The sequence below is a fragment of the Actinomyces sp. 2119 genome (assembly GCF_003591215.1).
Lineage (GTDB): Bacteria > Actinomycetota > Actinomycetes > Actinomycetales > Actinomycetaceae > Actinomyces > Actinomyces lilanjuaniae.
Genome location: NZ_QYRR01000006.1, coordinates 89,544 through 110,910, shown reverse-complemented (window position 1 = coordinate 110,910; position 21,367 = coordinate 89,544). Strand labels below are relative to the sequence as shown.

Genomic DNA, 21,367 nt, shown 5'->3' with positions numbered 1-21,367 from the left:
TGAGAAACCTGAACCCAACCTGCGCCCCGGCGCCAGAGCAAAGGAACACACATGACGTCTGTCGCACTCGCCTACGTCGGCTACGGACTGGCCACGCTGGGCCCCGGCATCGGTATCGGCCTGCTCGTGGGCAAGACCCAGGAGGCCACTGCCCGTCAGCCGGAGGTCGCCGGCCGCCTGTTCACCAACATGATCATCGGTGCGGGCATGGTGGAGGCGCTCGGTCTGATCGGCTTCGTCCTGCCGCTCGTCGTCAGCTGATGCTTTCCGTGGTCATCCCGGCTGCCGCCGGGGAGGAGGTCGGAGGCGTATCCTTCCTGCTTCCCCCGTTGTACGAGGTCTTCTGGGCGGCCGTCACCCTCCTGGTGATCCTCCTCCTGGTGGGCAGGTACGGTCTCCCCCGGATCTACGCCGCCCTCGACGAGCGCGCGGCGCGCATCCAGGAGGGGCTGGACCTGGCTGACAAGGCCAGGCAGCAGCAGGCTGACGCGCAGCAGCAGGCTGCTCAGCTGGTGGAGGAGGCGCGCCACGAGGCTGCCAGGATCCGTGAGGACGCGCAGGGTCAGGCCAGGGAGATCCTCGCCCAGGCGCGTCGCGAGGCCCAGGCGGAGGCGGTCGCTATCCACGAGGCGGCCCAGCGGCAGATCATGGCTGACACGCAGGCGGCCCAGATCTCCCTGCGTACCGACGTCGGCCTGCTCGCCTCCTCGTTGGCTGAGCAGATCGTCGGCGAGCAGCTGCGCGACACCGACCTGTCGGCCCGCGTCATCGACCGTTTCATGGATGAGCTTGACACGCTCGGCCCCATCGGCGGCGTTGACGACGGCGCTGCCGCCGAGGAGCTGCGGTGAATACCGGGACCGCCGCAACCCGCGCCGAGGTCCGGGCCGCCTGGGCCCCGGTGCTGGCAGCCGCAGGTCCCCAGGGGGAGGAGCTGGGCCGCCAGATCCTTGACGTCGCCCACCAGGTCGCAGCCTCCCCCTTGCGGGGGCCGCTCACGGACCCGGGGCGCGAGGGGCAGGACAAGGCTGACCTGGCATCGCGGCTCCTGCGGGGGCGGGTGGATGAGCGTGTGGTGGAGCTGCTGTGCTCCATGGCGCGGCGGCGCTGGTCGCAGCCGGTCGACATTATCTCCGCCCTCCACGACCTCGGTATCGAGGCGCTTCTGGCCGGTGCCTACGCTGACGGAACCGTGGGCGGTATCGAACGTGAGATCTTTGGCGTCCTGGAGCAGCTCGCAGCCGCTCCCGAGCTGCGTGAGGCGCTGGATCCTTCCCGGCGTACCACCACCGAGGCCCGGGTGCAGCTGGCCGAGCAGGTCTTCGCCTCCCATCTGTCCGCCCCGGCGATGAGCCTGCTGCGATGGTGCGTGCGTCACCGTGCTGAGGGCGGCACCCAGCGCAACCTGAGACGTGTGGTGGAGAGGGCTGCCGCTATCCAGCACCGCACTATCGCTGACGTGGTCACTGCCCAGCCCCTGAGCACGCAGCAGGAGGCCCGCCTGCGCTCCATCCTCACCCGCCGCCTGGGCACCGACGTCGAGCTGAGCACTGAGGTGGACCCCTCGGTTATCGGCGGCATGCGCGTCACGGTCAAGGACTACGTCCTGGACCGCACAGTTGCCAGCACCATCGCCGACCTGCGCCAGCAGGTGACGGGCTGATCTATCGTGGTTCCACCGGTCATAGCGCGCCCTGCTCCCGCTGCCAGTCTGGTCACGGGCGCGTCCACCCAGCGGGGACGCGCCACTGCGCGCACACAGCACCCACTCATCCAAGGAGACGACAGATGGCAGAGCTGACCATCAGGCCCGAGGAGATCCGCTCGGCCCTTGCCGAGTTCGCCGCGTCCTACAGGCCCGCGCAGGTGGCCGCGGAGGAGGTCGGGCACGTCGTCTTCGCCGCCGACGGGATCGCGCATGTCGAGGGCCTGCCCGGAGTCATGGCCAACGAGCTGCTGACCTTCGAGGACGGGACCGCCGGGCTGGCCATGAACCTGGAGGAGCGCCGGATCGGCGTAGTCGTCCTGGGCGGCTTCGACGGTATTGATGAGGGCCAGGTAGTGCGTCGCACCGGCGAGGTGCTCTCCGTGCCGGTAGGTGACGCCTTCCTGGGGCGCGTGGTTGACCCCCTGGGTCGGCCTATCGACGGGCTGGGTGAGATTGCCGCGCAGACCCGGCGTGCCCTGGAGCTCCAGGCGCCCGGCGTCATGGCCCGCAAGTCCGTCCACGAGCCGCTCCAGACCGGCCTGAAGGCCATTGACTCGATGATCCCTGTCGGTCGTGGCCAGCGCCAGCTTATCATCGGTGACCGCCAGACCGGCAAGACGGCCATTGCCCTGGACACCATCCTCAACCAGAAGGCGGCCTGGCAGACCGGTGACCCCGCCCAGCAGGTGCGCTGCATCTACGTGGCCACCGGGCAGAAGGGCTCCACCATCGCCTCCGTGCGCGCCACCCTGGAGGAGCACGGCGCCCTGGAGTACACCACCATCGTCGCCTCTCCGGCCTCCGACCCGGCGGGCTTCAAGTACCTCTCCCCCTACACCGGGTCGGCCATCGGCCAGCACTGGATGTACCAGGGCAGGCACGTGCTCATCGTCTTCGACGACCTGTCCAAGCAGGCGGAAGCCTACCGGGCCGTGTCCCTGCTGCTGCGCCGCCCCCCGGGCCGCGAGGCCTATCCCGGTGACGTCTTCTACCTCCACTCCCGCCTGCTGGAGCGCTGCGCCAAGCTCTCCGACGATCTTGGCGCCGGTTCGATGACTGGCCTGCCGCTCATCGAGACCAAGGCCAACGACGTCTCTGCCTACATCCCCACCAACGTCATCTCCATCACCGACGGGCAGATCTTCCTCCAGTCCGACCTGTTCAATGCTGACCAGCGCCCTGCCGTGGACGTGGGCATCTCCGTGTCGCGAGTGGGGGGTGCGGCGCAGGTGAAGGCCATGAAGAAGGTAGCGGGAACCCTCAAGATCACCCTGGCGCAGTACCGCTCTATGCAGGCCTTTGCCATGTTCGCCTCCGACCTGGACGCCACCACCCGGGCCCAGCTCACCCGTGGGGAGCGCCTCATGGAGCTGCTCAAGCAGCCCCAGCACACGCCCTACCCCGTCGAGGAGCAGGTGGCTTCGGTGTGGACAGGGACCAACGGCTACCTGGACGACCTGGAGGTCTCCGAGGTCCTCCCCTTTGAGGCCTCCCTCCTGGACCACCTGCGACGCCGTACCACGGTGCTGGAGACGATCCGCACCACGGGTGACCTGGATACGGAGACTGAGGAGGCACTGCGCCAGGCGGTGGAGTCCTTCCGCACCTCCTACGTCGCCGACGGACGGGTGCTCGGTGCTCAGGCTGCTGACCCGCAGGCACCCAGCCCCGCCGAGCGTACCCACGAGCGGCTCGTGGTCAGGAGGGACTGACGTGGCGGGCAGCCAGCGCCTCTACAAGCAGCGCATCCGCTCCACCCAGACCCTCCAGAAGGTCTTCAAGGCGATGGAGCTGATCGCCTCGTCCCGGATTGGGCAGGCGCGACGCAATGCCCAGGAGGCCTCGCCCTACGACCACGCCCTGAGTCGGGCTGTAGCGGCCCTGGGCTCCTACGCCCGTCTAGACCACCCCATCACCCGGCCTCGTACCGACACCAACCGGGTTGCCGTCCTCGTGGTCACCTCAGACCGGGGCATGGCGGGGGCCTACTCGGCCACGATTCTGCGTGAGAGCGAGCACCTGCTCAACCAGCTTCAGGACGAGGGCAGGCAGCCGGTCCTGTTCACCTTCGGCAGGCGGGCACAGTCCTACTTCTCTTTTCGGGGCCGTGATATCGAGTACTCCTGGACGGGGGAGTCTGACCGGCCCAGCGACCCCACCATCAACGAGGTCGCCTCGCTGCTCCTGGAGTACTTCCTCGCCTCGGAGTCGGCCGGGGGCGTGGCCGAGGTCCACATCGTCTTCACCCGCTACGTCTCCATGGTCTCCCAGGTCCCTGAAGTGCGTCGCATGCTGCCGCTGACGGTGGTCGACGTCGACGAGGTGCGGGAGCAGCCGCAGCAGGCACTGCCTCTCTACGAGCTCGAGCCGAGCCCCAACGAGGTGCTGGGTGCCCTCCTGGCCCGCTACGTGACCACCCGTATCCGCAACGCCTTGCTGCAGTCGGCGGCCTCGGAGCTGGCGGCCCGGCAGCAGGCCATGCACACGGCTACGGACAACGCTGAGGAGATCATCACCACGTACACCCGGCTGGCCAACGCGGCCCGCCAGGGGGACATCACCCAGGAGATTACCGAGATCGTCTCCGGGGCTGACGCCCTGGGCTCCGGATGAGGCCCAGGACCTGCGATACTCCACCAGGAGGGCTCTGCCAAGCCCCGCGCGCCCTCGGGAAGACCCCAGGAAGACACGGACACGGAAGAACGAACATGGCTGACACCACCACCCCCGGTACGGGACGCATCGTCCGCATCATCGGCGCCGTCGTCGATGTCGAGTTCCCGCCTGAGGCCGTCCCCGCGATGTACAACGCCCTGCACGTAACCGTCCAGGCCACCAGCGAGGGCGAGGAGTCTCACGAGATCACCCTGGAGGTCGCCCAGCACCTGGGTGACAACGTCGTGCGGACCATCTCCCTCAAGCCCACCGACGGCCTGGTGCGTGGCACCGAGGTCCGTGACACGGGTGCGCCGATCTCCGTGCCCGTGGGCGAAGTGACTAAGGGCCGTGTCTTCAACGTCACCGGGGAGGTCCTCAACCTTGCCCCCGGCGAGTCCCTGGAGGTCACCGAGCGCTGGCCTATCCACCGCCAGCCCCCGGCGTTTGACCAGCTGGAGTCCAAGGAGCAGATGTTCGAGACCGGCATCAAGGTCATCGACCTGCTCACTCCCTACGTGCAGGGAGGCAAGATCGGCCTGTTCGGCGGTGCCGGGGTAGGCAAGACCGTCCTCATCCAGGAGATGATCCAGCGCGTGGCCCAGAACCACGGCGGCGTCTCGGTCTTCGCCGGAGTGGGTGAGCGCACCCGTGAGGGTAACGACCTCATCGTGGAGATGGAGGAGGCCGGGGTCTTTGACAAGACTGCCCTGGTCTTCGGCCAGATGGACGAGCCCCCGGGCACGCGTCTGCGGGTGGCGCTGTCCGCTCTGACCATGGCGGAGTACTTCCGCGATGTCCAGAACCAGGACGTCCTGCTGTTCATTGACAACATCTTCCGCTTCACCCAGGCGGGCTCGGAGGTCTCCACGCTGCTGGGCCGCATGCCATCCGCAGTGGGCTACCAGCCCAACCTGGCCGACGAGATGGGCCAGCTCCAGGAGCGGATCACCTCGGCAGGCGGGCACTCCATCACCTCGCTGCAGGCCATCTACGTCCCTGCCGACGACTACACCGACCCTGCTCCGGCCACGACCTTTGCCCACCTGGACGCCACGACCGAGCTCAGTCGGGAGATCGCCTCGCGCGGCATCTACCCTGCGGTGGACCCGTTGGCCTCAACCTCGCGACTGCTCGCTCCCGGCTACGTGGGTACCGAGCACTACGGCGTGGCCACCCGGGTCAAGTCCATCCTGCAGAAGAACAAGGAGCTGCAGGACATTATCGCGATCCTGGGCGTGGACGAGCTGGGCGAGGAGGACAAGGTCACCGTGGCCCGGGCACGGCGCATCGAGCAGTTCCTGTCGCAGAACACCTACATGGCGGAGAAGTTCACCGGTGTGCCTGGCTCCACTGTCCCCCTGGCGGAGACCATTGAGGCCTTCCGGCGAATCTGTGACGGTGACTACGACCACCTGCCGGAGCAGGCCTTCTTCAACATCGGCGGTATCGAGGACCTAGAGCGCCGGGCCGCTGAGCTGCAGGACTGAGCGAGGCACCGGACGGGAGGAGGAGCCATGGCACTGGGGGCGCTGAGCATTGAGGTGGTCTCACCCTCCGGCCACCTGTGGTCTGGCGACGCTGCGCAGCTGTCTGTCCCGCTGGTCGACGGTGAGATGGGCGTCCTGCCGGGGCGGCAGCCGATCCTGGCCGTGATCGGCTCCGGGCTGGTGCGGATCACGACCCACCGAGACAGCGGTGACGACGGTCGGGACAGCAGCCCGGGTGACGCGTCGGGTGACGGTTCGCTGGTACTGATCAGGGTCGCGGGCGGTTTCTGCTCGGTGGACCACGACACCGTCACTATCGCCGCAGACGAGGCGACCATGGAGGGGACGGCTGAGGACCGTGCCTCCCGCGCTGGCGGCGGCTCCCCAGAGGAGAACAGGGTCTGAGCATGATGGCGCACACGTGGGCAGTCCTGGCGGTCGCCACCCTGGTCGTCGTGCTGCTGTGTGCTGCTGGCTTCCTGGTGCGCGTGCGCCACCTGGCGGGGCAGGTCGGCTCCTTCGAGTGCGCCTGGCGGGTGAAGGAAGGCACCCGATGGTTCAGCGGGGTGGCATCCTTCCGCAGCGAGTCCCTGGAGTGGTACCGGCTCATGTCCCTGTCCCCGCGTCCCTCACGCTCCTTTGCACGGATCGACCTGGAGGTGGAGGGTGCCCGCCGCCGCCGGGCGCAGGGACGTGTGGTGGAGGTACGCTGTCGTGACGCGCTGGGCAGCTTTGACCTGGCGATGATGGAGGACTCCTATGCGGCACTGGTGGCCTGGGTGGAGGCTGCCGCACCCCAGCAGCCCCGCCTGTTCTGATCAGGTCCTGGCAGCCCTCGCCTGCTGTCTCTTTCCCCCACGCGTTATCCCCCACGCGACTGAGGTGGTTACGCGGGGACGTCAGTCCGGCTAATGGGACGGTCCGGCGCTGCGACTAGTCCCTGGCCCTGGTGGCCCGAACCGAGACCACGTGCACCAGGTGCTCCAACGGACCCCGGGCGAACACCGCGAACCAGGCCATGGCGAACACGCAGGATCCGCCAGCCATGGCCGCCCACAGCAGGTTGGACTCCCCGTAGTGCAGGGTGGTGGACCCCAGCACCCAGAACACCACCAGGTGTCCGCAGTACACGGTCAGGGACATGGACCCGGCAGCAGCCAGAGGGGCGAGGAGGTAGCGGGCACGGCGGGCCACCAGCTGGGCCACGGCGATGACTACCATCGCCACGCTCCCGGAGCCCACGACCTCGAAGGGCGATCCGGAGTGGGGCTCGGTTGTGGCCAGGTATCTCAGGTCTGGCAAGGAGATCGTCGGCTCTGTGGACAGGGCGCCCTTGCTCAGGACGCTACTGTCTGCCGACCCCGGCTCAGGGATCCCAGAGCCTTCAGACCCATCTGGGACGGTGTCCTTCCAGGAGCTCGACCCGGAGGGAAGGCTGCTGCCCGGGTCGTTCACGACCAGGGAGGACGACAGCTCACCAACGGAGAAGCACTCGGCAGGGTCGGCCGGGCTGACAAGGTGGAAGGTCTCCGGAAACTCGGGGTTGACAACCTGCGAGAGCGCCCATCCTGAGCCGTAGCCGATAACTGCGCACAGCAGGCCGGCTCCCGCCAGCCGTCGCAGGTTGACGGTACGGGACCAGTCCAGCCGGGACAGTCCCAGGCCCAGGAAGATGAAGGCCATCCACACCACACCCGGGTAGGTTCCGGTAACAAAGAAGTCCGTGACGGCGTTGTTGCCGTCGCCCATGGACGGCTGGAGGGTGAGCCCCAGCTCCTGGGCGAGGGCCGGTAGACCGACGGAGACGACGCCGCCGGTGAGCGCGCAGGCTCCCGCCAGCAGGAACAGGCGCGAGGGGCGCACACGCAGGAACGGGATCCCCAGCACCAGCCAGGCCGCGTAGAAGCCGAGAATGATCGCTACCGGCGTGCCCAGCCAGGACATGACTGCGGCCAGGACCAGGAGCATGGCGCTGCGCACCATCAGCCGCAGCCGGGTGCGCACCAGGCGCTCACCGCTGTGTGGGTTCCTGCCGCCTGACATGATACCCAGGGAGAACCCGGCGATAGTGGCGAAGAGGATTGAGGAGCGCCCGTGACTCTGGTTGAGCAGGCCCGGTAGCGTGGTCAGCCCGCAGGTGGTGAAGGCTGCGTGCGCCGCCATCATGCCGATGAGCGCCAGTCCGCGGGCGGCGTCCAGCCCGGTAAGACGGTCGGGGCCAGCCGTGCCGGTGAGATAGGCGCCCCGGCGCCGTGGCAGCCGCCAGGAGTAGTACGAGGCGTCGGGTCTGCTGGGCGTGGTCGGTGCCGGGGAGTCGGCGGGCTCAGCCAGGTCTGAGGCACTGGTGGAACCGGGAGCCTGCGGGGTGCCGTCGTCGTCGTGGCTGGGAGGCTCAGGTGCGGGGGGAGTAGGGGGAGCGGCTGTCATGGCGCAAGTTTGCTGTGGCAGCGTCTCGCAGCGCGTCCGTCCCGAGGATGACCCGGCTCGTGCGGACTTCCTCCTCCGGGGCCAGATAGGCGCGGTAGCCTGCGGTCCCGTGTGGCTGGGCACGATCCTGTGCGGCCGTGTCGTGCCGGTAGCGGACGGCCCGACCCGGCTGGTGTCCGGGTCCGGCGCGCGCTGCGCCCGGCTCCGCCTGCCTGAGCCGTTACAGTGTCCGGGTGCGCCTTGTCATCGCCTCCTGCTCCGTGGACTACTCCGGCCGTCTGGACGCCCACCTGCCCCGGGCCAGGCGGCTCCTCATGCTCAAGGCCGACGGGTCGGTCCTCGTCCACTCTGACGGAGGCTCCTACAAGCCCCTGAACTGGATGACAGCCCCTGCTCGTCTCACTGTCACCGACCCTGACCCGCAGGACGCGCTGGACGGCGTCACCCAGGTCTGGCAGGTCCAGGCCACCAAGACTGACGACCGGCTGGTCATCCGCGTCTACGAGGTGCTGTCTGACGTCACCCAGGACCTGGGGACGGACCCGGGCCTGACCAAGGACGGGGTGGAGTCCCACCTCCAGCAGCTGCTGGCCGAGCAGATCGAGCTCCTGGGACCCGGGCACCGGCTGGTGCGCCGGGAGTACCCCACAGCCATTGGCCCGGTCGATCTCCTGGCTAAGGCTCCAGACGGCACCTCCGTGGCCGTGGAGATCAAGCGCGTAGGCGGGATCGACGGGGTCGAGCAGCTGACTCGCTACCTGGAGCTGCTGGAACGTGACCCGCTGCTGTCACCGGTGCACGGAGTGTTCGCCGCGCAGACCATCAGGCCCCAGGCCCGGGTGCTGGCCCAGGACCGGGGGATCCGGTGTGTCGTGCTCGACTACGACGCCATGCGCGGCATGGACGACTCCGCCGCCCGGCTGTTCTGAGACGTCATGCCTGCTGCTCGGCCCGCGGCCGCCCCGCGCGAGATGTCCTACCTGCGCATTGTCGCCCAGGGGCTCGTCCCCGCCACGACCGCCCCGGATGCCGTCGAGGCGGTGCGACGCCTGCTGGCAGTCCAGGGCCAGCAGGTCTCCGCTGTTGCGCACGCTCTGGTCGTGCGTGCCGAGGACGCAGGAGGGCCGGATGTTGACGCGGCCTTTGAGACAGGCAGGCTCGTACGCTCCTGGCCGATGCGCGGCACCGCCCACATCACCACGGCTGCCGACCACCACTGGCTGCGCGTGGCACTGATGCACCGCACCGACGCGTGGACGCGCTCCAGCGAGCGGCGTCTTGGAATCGATGACTCCGTGCTGGCCCGTGCGGCCGACACCGCCCTGGGACTCGTTGCCGAGCGCGGGCCAGTGACGCGGGCCGCGCTTGTCAGTGCCTGGGTGGACGCGGGTCTGATCCCGGCCACAGAGGCTGCTGGCTCCTTGGCTACTGGGGCCGGGCGACGGCGCCACCTGATCGTGCGCCTCCACCGCGAGGGCGTGCTGGCCCAGGGGCCTAGGCGGGGCAACGAGCACCTTGTCGTGGACGCCCGCAGCCTTCCCGGCGCACAGACGGGACCAGGCGGCACGGGAGGCGGCGCCCGCGGAACCGGCGGACACCGGGCCGCGCTGGCGGAGATCGCCCGTAGGTACGCGACCTCCCACGGACCGGTCAGCGCTGCGGACCTCGCCAGATGGACCACGCTGCCGGTCAGGGAATGCCTCCAGGCGCTTGAGGACGCCGTCGAGGTCACCACCGCTGCCGGGTACCAGGTGGACCTGGCGACTGCACGGGTACCTCTTGTCCGGGCGACGGTGAGGGGTGGTCTGCGAGGGGCAGTTGATGTCCTGGGTGCCCAGGGCGTCGTTGGCCGCCAGGGCAGAGCCTCCCAGGACAGCAGCTCCTCGGTGGCGCCGAGCGACCGGGCGCGGGTCCGCTACCTGCGCGCTGACCTGCCAGAGCTCCTGGCCTCCAGCCGTCGTGCTGCCGGGCGGACCTTGTTCCTTCCCTCCTTCGACGAGCTGCACGTGGGGTACAAGGACCGCCTGTGCCTGACTGACGCGGCCGGAGAGGCGCTGATATGTCCGGCATCCAACGGCATGTTCCGCCCTCTGCTGGTGGACCGGGGGCGCCTGGTCGCGGTGCGTCCGGTTAGTGAGGGTCTGTTGTGGCTGGGCGGGCAGGCTCCGTCCGCCCGGCTGGAGCACGATGTGGAACGGGTTGTCGGGCACGTCCAGCGGCGCCTGGCCCAGGTCTAGGTCGGCTGCGCACCGACTGGGGGCTGGCTGCTGCCGGCTGGACAGGCAGGTCGTAGCACCTCGCTGCGCCCAGGCTGGAACGTACGGAAGTGTCACTGCTTCTGCGGGTGCCACACTGGTGCCGTGAGCAACGAGCAAGTGATGACATGCACCCATGTCCTGCGCGGTCGGGTGGTCACGCCGGAGCGGGTCATTGACGACGGGCTCGTGGTTACCGAAGGCAGCCGCATCGCCTGGGTGGGAGAGGCTGACCGAGCCGGAAGCGCAGGTTATGGTCCGGCTCTGGACCAGGCTGTGCCTGCACCGCAGGGAGGCTATCTGCTTCCCGGTCTGGTGGACCTCCACTGTCACGGGGGCGGGGGTGCGTCCTTCCCCGATGCGCAGACGCCGCAGCAGGTCATGGTCGGTGTCATGGAGCACCGTCGCCACGGCACCACCTCGCTCGTAGCCTCCTGCGTTACGGCGGCTCCTGAGGTCCTGCGTCACAGGACTCGGCTCCTCGCCCGCCTGTGCGAGGACGGTGAGCTGGCCGGCATCCACTACGAGGGGCCCTTCCTGTCGTCACGGCGCTGTGGGGCCCAGGACCCGGCCTTCCTCACCGAGCCTGACGCGGACCTGGTCCGTGAGCTTGCCCGCCTGGCCTGTGGCCATGTGGCAACCATGACCGTGGCCCCGGAGAAGCCTGGTGTCACGGGGACCGCAGGGGTCAATGCCGCCCTTGTCAGCGCGGGGGCGCTGCCTTCCTACGGGCACACCGATGCTGACGGTGATGCGGTGCGGGCTGCTGTGGCCGACGCGGTCGGCCGGATCTCCTCCCGCCGGGCCGCAGGTCTGCCGGTCCGCTCCCGGCGCCCCACGGTCACCCACCTGTTCAACGCGATGCCTCCTGTCCACCACCGCCACCCGGGTCCCGTTCCTGCCTTCCTGGCTGCGGCTCGACGTGGGGAGGTCGTCCTGGAGCTGGTTGCCGACGGAGTGCACCTGTCTGCTGAGCTGGTCACCGAGCTCTTTGAGGTCCTGGGACGTGAGAGCCTCGTGCTCGTTACTGATGCCATGGCGGCTGCGGGTATGGCGGACGGGAGCTATGCGCTCGGCCCGGCTGCCGTCACGGTGTCCGGCGGGATTGCCCGGGTCACGGGTAGCAGCACCATCGCCGGGGGAACTGCCCATCTCATCGACGTCGTGCGCACCACCTGGCGCGGGGGCGTGGATCTGACGGACGCCGTATACGCCGCCAGCCTCCAGGGGGCGCGGGTCCTGGGAGACCCGGAAGTCGGGGCGCTGGTGGCGGGTCTGCGGGCTGACGTCGTGGTCACGGACACCGCGCTGCGCCCTGTCCGGGTGATCAGGCGCGGTCGGGAGGTGCCCGGGTGCGCCGGTTAGCACCAAGTGCCGTATCGCTGTTCAGCCAGTCTTTTCCACTCTGCTGGCCCGGCCCTGGGCCGTGCCGTCTACCGCTATGACTCGCGGTACCGACGTGACATGCGGGTGTGTCGCGCTTGTGTCACCGAGTTGGAATGTAGGGTGTCGATATGGAATTTCTTCACATTCGCAATGCCACGGCCAGGCTGACCTACAGCGGGCAGGTATTTCTTATTGACCCGATGCTGTCGCCCAAGGGTTCCCTCGACCCCTTCCCGTCGCTTCGAGGCAGTGAGCGCAATCCGCTCCAGGATCTCCCCCTTCCAGCCAAGGAGGTCGTGCGTGGTATCGATGCGACTATTGTCACGCATACACACATAGACCATTGGGACCAGGAGGCAGCTCACTTTGTTCCCAAGGAGATACCGGTGTTTGTCCAGAATGAGTACGACGCCGACACCATCTCCTCCGCAGGCTTTACCGACGTTCGGGTCCTGGAGGGGACGGCGCGTCTGGGCCAGGTGGTCCTAGCCAGCGTCGCGGGTCAGCACTACGACACTCCTGAGCTGGTGCAGCCGATGATCGAGCGCACCGGCAGCGCGGACACGATGGGGGTGGTCCTCAGCGCGGAGGGGGAGCCGACCCTCTACCTCACCGGTGATACCGTCTGGTTCGCCGGGCTGGAGAAGGCCCTGGACGTCTTTGCTCCCGACGTCGTGGTAGCTAACGCTGGGGGCAACAGCATCCCCGGGGGGCGGCTGGTCCTGGACGACGCGGAGGTGGCCCAGATCCACCGAGCGGCACCCGAGGCCAGGATCGTGGCTGTCCACATGGAGGCCCTCAACCACTGGGGCACCTCCAAGGAGCGCCTGCGCCAGACTGCTGCCGAGCAGGGTTTCGAGGGAAGCCTCCTCATCCCTGACGACGGCCAGTCCCTGGTGCTGCATACGCGTTGACAGCCGCTGCCAGCGGTGGCCTAGCGCTGCACCTCCGTCAGTCTCCCGGTGGCGACGTCGTAGACAAAGCCTCGCGCGCTCGCCCCGCCAGGCACGTGCGGGTCGGCAGTCAGCCCGGCCAGGGCCTGGCGCACGTCCTGGGCAGCGTCGGTGAAGCCTCCGGGCTGCCAGGGAGGGCGCTGGCCAGTCTCCCGCTCCAGGGAGTCGGTGAAGGTCTCGTCGTCCAGGCGGGACATGCCGCAGTCGGTGTGGTGGATGAGCAGAATCTCCTGGACCCCCAGCGCGTGCTGGGCGATGGCCAGGGAGCGGCGCACGTCCTCGGTGAGGATACCTCCGGCGTTGCGGATGACGTAGGCGTCTCCGGCCTGCAGCCCCAGCAGCGACATGACGTCCAGGCGCCGGTCCATGCAGGCGACGACGGCCAGGGTGGCGTGCTCTCCTCGTGCGGGGACAAAGTCCGCGGCGTAGTGGCGGGCCGCCTCAAGCGCTGTGGCAGCTGTGGGAGCGGAAGGGGCGGCGTCAGGGTTGGTGGGGGACTGGGACGACATGGGCGCTCCTTGGGTCTGGTCGTGCTGGCTCCCGGCTGGGGCGCTGGTCACGACGGTGCTGGAGCCACTGACACTACCGGTCACGCCTGCTGGCGGGAGCGGTGACTCCTCAGACTTCTGTCTAGGCTTGCCGCCGTGCCCTCCTACCGCACCGTGCTCACTGTGACTACTCTGCATCCCGGCCGGGTGCCCTGCGATGTCGAGGAGGCCGCCCGTGCTGCGGTCACCATCTCGACCGCGCTGGAGGCCTTCCAGGTCGACGTCGTGAGTGGTGAGCCCCGCGTCACCATTCGCTTCACTGGGACCGACGACGTCGATGCCCGCCGCACCCACCGCCGCGTGGTAGCCGAGGTGCGCGGTGTTGCGGATGTCTCCCGGCAGCTGCTCGCTAAGGTCGTTGCTGGTCGCAGCGTGCCGACGCAGGTGTGAGGCGTGGCTGCTCCAACTCCACGACGATCTGCCGTGCGAGAGGTCTTGTCCGGCCGGGTCCTGGACCGGGGCTCAGGCCATGATCTCAGGCGAAGACGACGGTGCGGTGCCCGTTGAGGAGCACCCGGTGCTCGGCGTGCCAGCGCACGGCCTGGGCCAGCACCCGCCGCTCGACGTCCTGGCCCTTGGAGCGTAGCGCCTCCACGGAGTCCTCGTGGCTGGCCCGGGTGACGTCCTGCTCGATGATGGGTCCCTCGTCGAGGTCGGCTGTCACGTAGTGGGCGGTGGCGCCGATGAGCTTGACCCCGCGCTCGTGGGCCTGCCGGTAGGGGTTGGCCCCCTTGAAGCTGGGCAGGAAGGAGTGGTGGATGTTGATGACCCCGCCGTGGAGGCGCTCACACAGGGTAGGGGAGAGGATCTGCATGTAGCGGGCCAGGACTACCAGCTCCACGCCCAGGGAGTCCACCAGGCCCAGCAGCTCGGCCTCAGCCGCCTCCTTGGTGTCCTTGGTGACCGGGATGTGGTGGAAGGGGACGTCGTAGAACTGCGCGACGTCGCGCAGCGTCTCGTGGTTGCCCACGACCCCGGCTACCTCGACGGGCAGGCCCTGGCTGCGGGCGCGGAAGAGAAGGTCGGTCAGGCAGTGGCCCTCCTTGGAGACCATGATGAGGGTGCGTACCCGGCGGCCGACCTCATCCAGGGTCCAGGTCATGGAGTAGGTACGGGCCAGCTCGTCGAGGTCCTTCTCCAGCTCGGTGCGAGGCACGGTGGTCATGACCTGGACGCGCATGAAGAACAGGCCGGTGCGCTCGTCCCCGAACTGCTTGGACTCGGTGATGTTGCCCCCACGGCGTGCCAGGGCGCCGGTGACCGCGTGGACGATGCCGGGCCGGTCCGGGCAGGACAGGGACAGGACCAGGTGCTGGGCGTGCGCGCCGTCTGCCGCTGCCGGGGAGGGCTCCGGAGCCTGGGCGCCCGAGGAGCCGCCCGGAGTGCCTGGGCGGCTCTGGGTGCCCAGGCTCGTCGGGGAGCCCGGGGACATCGGGGTGCCTGGTGAGCCTGGGGTGCTCGTCGGGGTGGTCATGGGGCGAGGGTAGCCCGGGTGTGGGACGGGAGGACAGCCGCAGCGGGCCGACCGCAGAAGATGGCTGGGAATGCTGGGAATGACTGTCATCTGTCATGCGGCGGTCTGGATGGTCAGGGTCCCGCCCAGCGCGTGGGCGATGCGCGCGAGCATGACACCTCCAGGAGCCTGTGCCCCGTTCTCGATGGCAGAGATCACCGACTGCCGGGTGCCGGCCTGCTGGGCGAGGCCGGTCTGGGACAGCCCGGCAGCAGTGCGGGCGTTGTAGACCAGTTCGGCCAGCTGGAGCCGAGCCTCCGCCTCAATGGCGGCTGCGTCGTACTCTGAGCGCTCGGCCTTGGTCATGGCGGCAAGAGACTCCTGCCGGACTTGCTCCCACGATGTCGTGCTTGTGGTAGTCATGATGCTCCGTCCTTTCTTCTGTCGGCCTGGCGGGTTGCCTTATGGGCAGCCTGCGCCTGTCTGGCTCGAAGGATCTCGGTGCGCTCGTTGCTGCGTTGCTTGCGAAAGGTCGTGAGCGTCACCACCATGGGATCCGGGTCGATCACGTACGTGATGCGTCGGTTGACGTTCTCGCAGAAGAACCGCAGCTCAAACAACCCGTCGCCGAGCGCCCGTGAGTGTGGCATCCGCAGCAGGTGTCCCTGAGACGCCAGGCGCTCTATGGCGCGGTCTGCCGCAGCCTTTCCCGCTGGACTGAGCGCGAGGTACCAGGTGCGTACCTCCTCGGAGAGCGTCACCGTCCATCTCATGTACTGACTATGCTGCTGGGGGCATATTCTGTCAAGAGGATACTCGCTGATTGGGAGGAGTGGACGTGAGGACGTTGTCGGTTCCTGCTTCAGGATCCCCGTCCGTGCCAGGTCATGGGTGGCTGGTACGGACGGGCCTGCCGGGGGTGCGGGGGCCGTCGTCAGAGCGAGGTCCTGAGACAGGCAGTCCGTCCGGGTCCTGCTGTCGTTGTATGACGGGCCGCGAGAGGCGGGCCTCGCGCCCGACGAACGTGCGGTCACGATGCGGTAGGCTGCGTCCGTCGCGACTGGCGCCGGGTGGAGGACCACCGGGGAGCGGCACGAGGATCGAGACCACGGGGTCGCCCGCCTGGGCCACGGGTCACCCGATCACGCGTAGGCCTGTGCCACGCGTCCCACCACGGAGGAGACCACATGACCGCTGAAGTTCCCTCTGCTCCTAGCGCAGCCGCTGAGACTCCCGAGGCCCAGGCCGTCCCCGCTGGAGCCCGCGCCGTGGGAGCCACCACCACAGGGTTCCCTGACGCCCCCGCGCAGCCCAGCCTGCTCAGCCAGCCCCTGGCGCAGCTGGACCCGCAGATCGCTGCCACCCTGGCCGGGGAGTTGGACCGCCAGCGCTCCACCCTGGAGATGATCGCCTCGGAGAACTTTGTGCCCCGGGCCGTCCTGGAGTGCCAGGGCTCGGTTCTGACCAACAAGTACGCGGAGGGCTATCCCGGGCGGCGCTACTACGGGGGCTGCGAGGTCGTCGACGTCGCGGAGTCCCTGGCCATCGAGAGGGCCAAGGCTGTCTTCGGGGCCGAGTGGGCCAACGTCCAGCCCCACTCCGGCGCCCAGGCCAATGCCGCTGTCCTGCACGCCCTGGCCGCTCCCGGTGACACGCTCCTGGGGCTGTCCCTGGCCCACGGCGGCCACCTCACCCACGGGATGAGGATCAACTTCTCCGGCAAGAACTACCATGCCACCGCCTACGGCGTGGACCAGGCCACTCACCGCATCGAGATGGACCAGGTGCGCCAGGCCGCCCTGCGCGAGCGCCCCCGGGTGATCATCGCCGGGTGGTCGGCCTACCCCCGCCACCTGGACTTCCAGGCCTTCCGTGAGGTCGCCGACGAGGTCGGCGCTGCCCTGTGGGTGGACATGGCTCACTTCGCCGGGCTGGTCGCCGCAGGCCTGCACCCCAGCCCCGTGCCGTGGGCCGATGTCGTGTCCACCACTGTCCACAAGACGCTGGGCGGGCCGCGCTCTGGCCTGCTGCTGTCCAGCCGGGCCGAGCAGTGGGGGCGCAAGCTGGACTCCGCTGTCTTCCCCGGCCAGCAGGGCGGTCCGCTTATGCACGTGGTCGCCGCCAAGGCCGTGGCCATGAAGATCGCCGGGACCCAGGAGTTCGCCGAGCGCCAGGCCCGCACCGTCGAGGGCGCCTCGATCATCGCCGAGCGCCTCCTGGCCGACGACGTCCGCTCCGCCGGCATCACCCTGGTGACCGGGGGCACCGACGTCCACCTGGTCCTGGTGGACCTGCGTGAGTCCTCCCTGGACGGCCAGCAGGCTGAGGACCTTCTGCACGAGGCCGGCATCACCGTCAACCGCAACGCCGTCCCCTTCGACCCCCGGCCCCCGCGCGTGACCTCCGGCCTGCGCATCGGCACCCCCGCCCTGGCCACCAGGGGCTTCGGTGCGGCAGAGTTCACCGAGGTGGCCGACGTCATCGCCACCGCCCTGGTGCGTGGCGCAGCCGGCACCGCAGACGAGGATCTGCTGGGCGCCCTGCGAGGCCGTGTCACGGCCCTGACCGACGCCTTCCCCCTCTACGAGGGGCTGCCTGGGGGGCTGGGCCAGTGAGGGCGCCGTGGCAGGGGCCTGCCCGGGTCCTGGACGGCACGGCGACTGCCGCCCGCATCAAGGCCGAGCTCACCCAACGGGTCACGGCCCTGGCGCAGCGCGGGGTCACCCCCGGCCTGGGCACCGTCCTGGTGGGGGAGGACCCGGGCTCGGTGCGCTACGTGGCGGGCAAGCACTCCGACTGCGCGGAGGTGGGGATCACCTCCATCCGGGTGGACCTGCCCGCCACTGCCACTCAGGCTGAGGTGGAGGCCGCCGTGGACCGGCTCAACGCGGACCCCGGCTGCACCGGCTACATCGTCCAGCTCCCCCTGCCCGCAGGGATCGACACCAACGCCGTCCTGGAGCGGGTGGACCCGGGCAAGGACGCTGACGGCCTGCACCCCACCAACCTGGGGCGCCTGGTGCTGCGCGCCTCGGAGCCGGTCACCTCCCCGCTGCCGTGCACGCCCCGGGGCTGTATCGAGCTGATGACCCGTCACGGCATCGACCTGCCGGGACGCAACGTGTGCGTGGTGGGGCGCGGCGTGACCGTGGGGCGCTCCATCGGGCTGCTCCTGGGCCGTAAGGACGTCAACGCCACCGTGGACGTGTGCCACACGGGCACCACGGACCTGGCCAGCCACGTGCGCCGGGCCGACGTCGTCATCTCCGCCGCAGGCAGCCCCGGCATCATCACCGCCGACATGGTGGCTCCCGGGGCGGTGGTCCTGGACGTGGGCGTCTCACGCGTGGTGGACCCGCTCACCGGCAAGGGGCGGATCGCGGGCGACGTGGCCGACGGGGTGGATGAGGTGGCCTCCTGGCTGTCCCCCAACCCCGGCGGCGTGGGTCCCATGACCCGCGCGCTGCTGCTGGCCAACGTCGTGGAGGCTGCTGAGCGGGCTGTGGGCACGACACGGTAGAACAGGGGCTTCAGCAGGTTCTTACCTGGCGTCGGCAGCAGTGCTCCTAACTACCTACCCATTGATACGCTCTTCCTGGCAGGTTCCTGCAGTAGGAGGGGGTTCGGTATTGACTCATCTATCTCTCTGCTGAGTGTAAGTAGTGCTCCTGCCGTCCCTAGCATGAGACTTCGGACCGTGGTGACGCCTTCAGGAAGTCCGCTGCGAGGCTTGCGCTCCAGGAGGCGCGACAAAGCGGCTTGCCGGTACGTTTCGAGGTCCGCGCGGGTAATCTCCGTAGCCTGGGTCCTGCCCTCAAGTACAGGAACAGTCTCGTCGAGTGCGAGAAGGTTCCCAAGCGCACCGTGGCACAGCGAGTCATCTACGGGAAGACCGCTGGCAACAGTCTCCTGTGCGCCGACACCTACGTGGCTTAGAAGCGTGCTGTCGTCCAACAAACTTGAGGCGGCCGCTCGCGCCATGGCAATACCTGCAGTTCCATGGCACCAGTGCACGGGATAGAGACTGCCCTGGTCAAGGGACTCGGGGCGTGCGTCGAGCCACCGCCGACGGCTGACGTCGAACAGCGAGTCATCAAAGCGGAGAGCGGCCCTTGCGGCACCGGTGACTGTCTCGTCGCCGAGGGCAGCACCTACCTTTGCGAGTGCCCATCCAATCCCTGTGGCCCCGTGCGAGAACCCTCCCAGGCGAGCAGCCTCATTCCCGGTTTCCCAGGTGATGACCCCGTCATCGACTTCGATAGCATGAGCAAGAAGGTGCTGAACCAGTGCTTGCAGCGCCGCCTTCGCGCTGTGGTCGTCCGCATCGCTTACAGACGTGATGACGGCAACGGCACCAGCCGCACCAGTCATGACGTCGGTATAGATATCAGAGGAGGCTGCTGCGGTTAACCGATGGAGGACTCGCTCCTTGAGTTGCCCGTAGCGGCTGCCACCTAGCTCAGCGTCGAAGTGGGCAAGAGCGTAGAGTATTCCCGAGACACCACTGAAAGCGCCAATCGGCAGAGTGAGGCGTGATGCGGACCAGTCCTCTAAGATATTTGTGACGGCATGGGCGGAGCGGCGTGCGAGCTCATCTAATCCAAGGCCTGGAAGGACGCGGTTCGCGTAAGTTGTAGCCAGCATGACGCCAGCTAGGCCGTCGTACAGGGTTGGACCCAGCGGTTGGTACTCGAGACCGGTGCTATCAGTGCTGCTAGAAACACTGATCCAGGTAGCGTCGTCGTCACCGAAGATGGCGGACTCCAGCAGTATCTCCGCCTGGTTCCGTGCAACCCTGAGAACATCTGCAGCGTTCACCTCGGCAGTTTGGATCCCTGGACTCACTTGCCAAGTGGGTGCGGAGGGAGAGGAGGTGGCTGCCAGGATAGACTCTTCAATAAGGTTGGTTGACTTGTGAATATCATCGTTATTTAAGCTTTTGATTCGCTCGATTGCCTCCTCGCGAGTCGTCTTCATAAAATACTCTGGAACTACCTGTCGTTGCTGCGCGGTCAGTGAGCGGGAATCAAGCCGCGTACTGAACAAGGGCGTATCAAGTTCGAACAGAGCTTTTTCCTCCTCCCTGATGACTTGCGCTCTACAGCCCTGTTTGTTGAATTGGTTCCAAAGAGCGCGAAACAGGTCGTCGCGATTGATGCCGCTGTGCATCCGTGAGGGCTGTCGCATTTCAGTCAGCAACAGCGAGTATGACCTGGTTGCCCGGAGTATGCAGCGTACCTCCGTGTCGGGCATTGAGGAAAGTAACTTTACTATAGGGTTCCGCTGCTCCATGATGGCGTGTGACATCTCCGTGAATCCCCGAATCAGTGACTCGCGCCTTGCGCGAACAGTGCCAACGGTCATGTCGGGTGGCTGATTTCTTGATTGGCCGATGGGGACTCGAGTACTAGCGATTCTCATCGTGTCGGTAAGCGGATCGAGAACCTGGTGGGTGGTGGCGTAGCGAGCGCCAATCTGATCGAGTCCTCCCGTGGCCACGCTGACGTCAATGCTGGTGTCATGCCCAGCGGAAAGGTGCATGGGAAGAATCCCTGTGCCAAGAACGGACTCGTTCAGTTCTGACACCGCCCTCTCTGCGGCGGTCTGAGGTGTCGGTCCTGTGTCACGGCTGTGGTTCTGGATCAGGGTCTCCAAATCTACCGGAACCGGGCCCTGAGGTGAAGCGATGACGTTCTCCATATGAAGGTCTGATGCTCCCAAGGAGTGGGCTACTGCCAGTAGCGCTCCAAGTTTCCTAAGGTGCTTCTCCGGGGCTATCTGTCCTGGCTCCGCCTGGGGAATGTACTCAATCCATCCGTACTGGCTCCGGTTCAGGACCTCCGGGGCGTAGAGTGCCGTCTGCCCGGGCACGTGGGCTCGTGTCAGCCCCAGGAGGTCCCGGTAGAGGACTACAGATCCGCAGTCTCGAGGCTTGTAGACGAGCCTGTGCCCGTCCTCAAACTGGAGTATCGCCACGGACTGGCCTCTGTCGTGACGGTCTCCGGAGAACTCTACTGATCCTAGTGGAGTTGAATCTTGTGGAAGCATTCCCTGTGCGACTAGCGCCTCGGTGTCGTCATCTAGGCGTGTCAGCATTTTACTCACCTGGTTCCGCCAGCCACGTATAACTGTGACGAGATCCCGGGCGAGGACAGGGTAACGGGTAAGGAACTCCAGTCTCTGGTCGGGAATGTTCATCCTTTCGTCCAGGCCTCGATAGTCTCTCTCGCGCGAAAGTTCGGCGAGCAAACAGCGCAGCGATAGCGTTGACACCGTGCTTCCAAGGTTTCTGAGCAAACTCTTGCGTGCCGTTCCTGTTAACTGCGGCCACTGATCTAGGTAGTCTTCCTGCCGTGCTGTAATTGCCGTTACCAGTGCAGGAAACGGCGGGGAGTTCAGCAGGGTATTCTCGACAACGAGTTGGTCCAGCACGATTGGATTCCGTGCTGTGCACAGAATCCAATCCTCAATGTTTTCGATCCAGGCGGTACT

The 21,367-nt window shown here is 67.6% G+C and carries 21 protein-coding genes; 15 read left to right on the top strand and 6 right to left on the bottom strand.

What is annotated here, in order from left to right; all coding sequences use genetic code 11:
* The first annotated feature begins 51 nt into the window (after positions 1 to 51).
* From atpE to D4740_RS08530, 8 genes are all read left to right on the top strand, one after another.
* Positions 52 to 261, top strand: coding sequence for an ATP synthase F0 subunit C (gene atpE / locus D4740_RS08565; protein WP_119836523.1), 210 nt, complete (start codon positions 52 to 54; stop codon positions 259 to 261).
* Entirely contained in the window at positions 261 to 851 is a 591-nt protein-coding gene (locus tag D4740_RS08560) for a F0F1 ATP synthase subunit B (protein ID WP_119836522.1), read from the top strand. The genes atpE and D4740_RS08560 overlap by 1 nt, the downstream gene beginning before the upstream one ends.
* Positions 848 to 1,663 (top strand): F0F1 ATP synthase subunit delta, encoded by an 816-nt coding sequence (locus D4740_RS08555; protein ID WP_119836521.1) that lies wholly within the window; start codon positions 848 to 850, stop codon positions 1,661 to 1,663. The genes D4740_RS08560 and D4740_RS08555 overlap by 4 nt, the downstream gene beginning before the upstream one ends.
* Before the next feature lie 125 nt (positions 1,664 to 1,788).
* Positions 1,789 to 3,420: a F0F1 ATP synthase subunit alpha gene (atpA, locus tag D4740_RS08550; RefSeq protein WP_119836520.1), complete on the top strand. Its 1,632-nt coding sequence runs from the start codon at positions 1,789 to 1,791 to the stop codon at positions 3,418 to 3,420.
* 1 nt (position 3,421) lies between these two features.
* On the top strand, positions 3,422 to 4,321 hold the full coding sequence (locus D4740_RS08545; protein WP_119836519.1) for a F0F1 ATP synthase subunit gamma: 900 nt from the start codon (positions 3,422 to 3,424) through the stop codon (positions 4,319 to 4,321).
* Between the two features lie 95 nt (positions 4,322 to 4,416).
* Positions 4,417 to 5,853 (top strand): F0F1 ATP synthase subunit beta, encoded by a 1,437-nt coding sequence (atpD, locus tag D4740_RS08540; RefSeq protein ID WP_119836518.1) that lies wholly within the window; start codon positions 4,417 to 4,419, stop codon positions 5,851 to 5,853.
* 27 nt (positions 5,854 to 5,880) lie between these two features.
* Positions 5,881 to 6,258, top strand: a complete 378-nt coding sequence (locus D4740_RS08535; RefSeq protein ID WP_119836517.1) for a F0F1 ATP synthase subunit epsilon — start codon at positions 5,881 to 5,883, stop codon at positions 6,256 to 6,258.
* 2 nt (positions 6,259 to 6,260) lie between these two features.
* On the top strand, positions 6,261 to 6,671 hold the full coding sequence (locus D4740_RS08530) for a DUF2550 family protein (protein WP_119836516.1): 411 nt from the start codon (positions 6,261 to 6,263) through the stop codon (positions 6,669 to 6,671).
* Between the two features lie 115 nt (positions 6,672 to 6,786).
* Here D4740_RS08530 and D4740_RS08525 read toward each other — a convergent pair whose 3' ends face one another.
* Positions 6,787 to 8,280 (bottom strand): DUF418 domain-containing protein, encoded by a 1,494-nt coding sequence (locus D4740_RS08525; RefSeq protein WP_119836515.1) that lies wholly within the window; start codon positions 8,278 to 8,280, stop codon positions 6,787 to 6,789.
* A 233-nt stretch (positions 8,281 to 8,513) separates the two neighbouring features.
* Between D4740_RS08525 and nucS the strand changes: the two genes are divergently transcribed.
* The 4 genes from nucS to D4740_RS08505 all read left to right on the top strand — a co-directional run bounded on the left by nucS (position 8,514) and on the right by D4740_RS08505 (position 12,835).
* Positions 8,514 to 9,209 carry an endonuclease NucS gene (gene nucS / locus D4740_RS08520; RefSeq protein ID WP_119836514.1) on the top strand — a complete coding sequence of 232 codons (696 nt, stop codon included), beginning with the start codon at positions 8,514 to 8,516 and terminating at the stop codon, positions 9,207 to 9,209.
* Positions 9,210 to 9,215: 6 nt separating this feature from the next.
* Positions 9,216 to 10,517 (top strand): DNA glycosylase AlkZ-like family protein, encoded by a 1,302-nt coding sequence (locus D4740_RS08515; RefSeq protein ID WP_119836513.1) that lies wholly within the window; start codon positions 9,216 to 9,218, stop codon positions 10,515 to 10,517.
* Between the two features lie 141 nt (positions 10,518 to 10,658).
* On the top strand, positions 10,659 to 11,900 hold the full coding sequence (locus D4740_RS08510; RefSeq protein WP_119836512.1) for an N-acetylglucosamine-6-phosphate deacetylase: 1,242 nt from the start codon (positions 10,659 to 10,661) through the stop codon (positions 11,898 to 11,900).
* 149 nt (positions 11,901 to 12,049) lie between these two features.
* Positions 12,050 to 12,835 carry an MBL fold metallo-hydrolase gene (locus D4740_RS08505; RefSeq protein ID WP_119836511.1) on the top strand — a complete coding sequence of 262 codons (786 nt, stop codon included), beginning with the start codon at positions 12,050 to 12,052 and terminating at the stop codon, positions 12,833 to 12,835.
* Positions 12,836 to 12,855: 20 nt separating this feature from the next.
* Here D4740_RS08505 and D4740_RS08500 read toward each other — a convergent pair whose 3' ends face one another.
* The gene (locus D4740_RS08500) at positions 12,856 to 13,383 is read right to left on the bottom strand and encodes a carbonic anhydrase (RefSeq protein WP_119836510.1); all 528 of its coding nucleotides are present in this window, start codon (positions 13,381 to 13,383) and stop codon (positions 12,856 to 12,858) included.
* A 135-nt stretch (positions 13,384 to 13,518) separates the two neighbouring features.
* Between D4740_RS08500 and D4740_RS08495 the strand changes: the two genes are divergently transcribed.
* The gene (locus tag D4740_RS08495) at positions 13,519 to 13,812 is read left to right on the top strand and encodes an FMN-dependent dehydrogenase (protein ID WP_162933905.1); all 294 of its coding nucleotides are present in this window, start codon (positions 13,519 to 13,521) and stop codon (positions 13,810 to 13,812) included.
* Positions 13,813 to 13,897: 85 nt separating this feature from the next.
* Here the strand turns inward: D4740_RS08495 and purU are convergent, their stop codons facing one another.
* The 3 genes from purU to D4740_RS08480 all read right to left on the bottom strand — a co-directional run bounded on the left by purU (position 13,898) and on the right by D4740_RS08480 (position 15,636).
* Complete coding sequence (gene purU, locus D4740_RS08490) at positions 13,898 to 14,896, bottom strand: formyltetrahydrofolate deformylase (protein WP_259390759.1); 999 nt, start codon at positions 14,894 to 14,896, stop codon at positions 13,898 to 13,900.
* A 93-nt stretch (positions 14,897 to 14,989) separates the two neighbouring features.
* A complete protein-coding gene (locus D4740_RS08485) occupies positions 14,990 to 15,298 on the bottom strand; it encodes a helix-turn-helix transcriptional regulator (RefSeq protein ID WP_119836507.1) in 309 nt (102 codons plus the stop codon).
* Positions 15,295 to 15,636 (bottom strand): type II toxin-antitoxin system RelE/ParE family toxin, encoded by a 342-nt coding sequence (locus tag D4740_RS08480; RefSeq protein WP_310732076.1) that lies wholly within the window; start codon positions 15,634 to 15,636, stop codon positions 15,295 to 15,297. The genes D4740_RS08485 and D4740_RS08480 overlap by 4 nt, the downstream gene beginning before the upstream one ends.
* Positions 15,637 to 16,062: 426 nt before the next feature.
* On the opposite strand from D4740_RS08480, the gene glyA reads away from it, so the two are divergent.
* Positions 16,063 to 17,490 (top strand): serine hydroxymethyltransferase, encoded by a 1,428-nt coding sequence (gene glyA, locus D4740_RS08475; RefSeq protein ID WP_119836505.1) that lies wholly within the window; start codon positions 16,063 to 16,065, stop codon positions 17,488 to 17,490.
* Positions 17,487 to 18,395 carry a bifunctional methylenetetrahydrofolate dehydrogenase/methenyltetrahydrofolate cyclohydrolase gene (locus D4740_RS08470; protein WP_119836504.1) on the top strand — a complete coding sequence of 303 codons (909 nt, stop codon included), beginning with the start codon at positions 17,487 to 17,489 and terminating at the stop codon, positions 18,393 to 18,395. Before glyA ends, D4740_RS08470 begins: the two co-directional genes overlap by 4 nt.
* 50 nt (positions 18,396 to 18,445) lie before the next feature.
* Here D4740_RS08470 and lanM read toward each other — a convergent pair whose 3' ends face one another.
* Positions 18,446 to 21,307: a type 2 lanthipeptide synthetase LanM gene (lanM, locus tag D4740_RS08465; RefSeq protein WP_182911377.1), complete on the bottom strand. Its 2,862-nt coding sequence runs from the start codon at positions 21,305 to 21,307 to the stop codon at positions 18,446 to 18,448.
* Positions 21,308 to 21,367 lie beyond the last annotated feature (60 nt).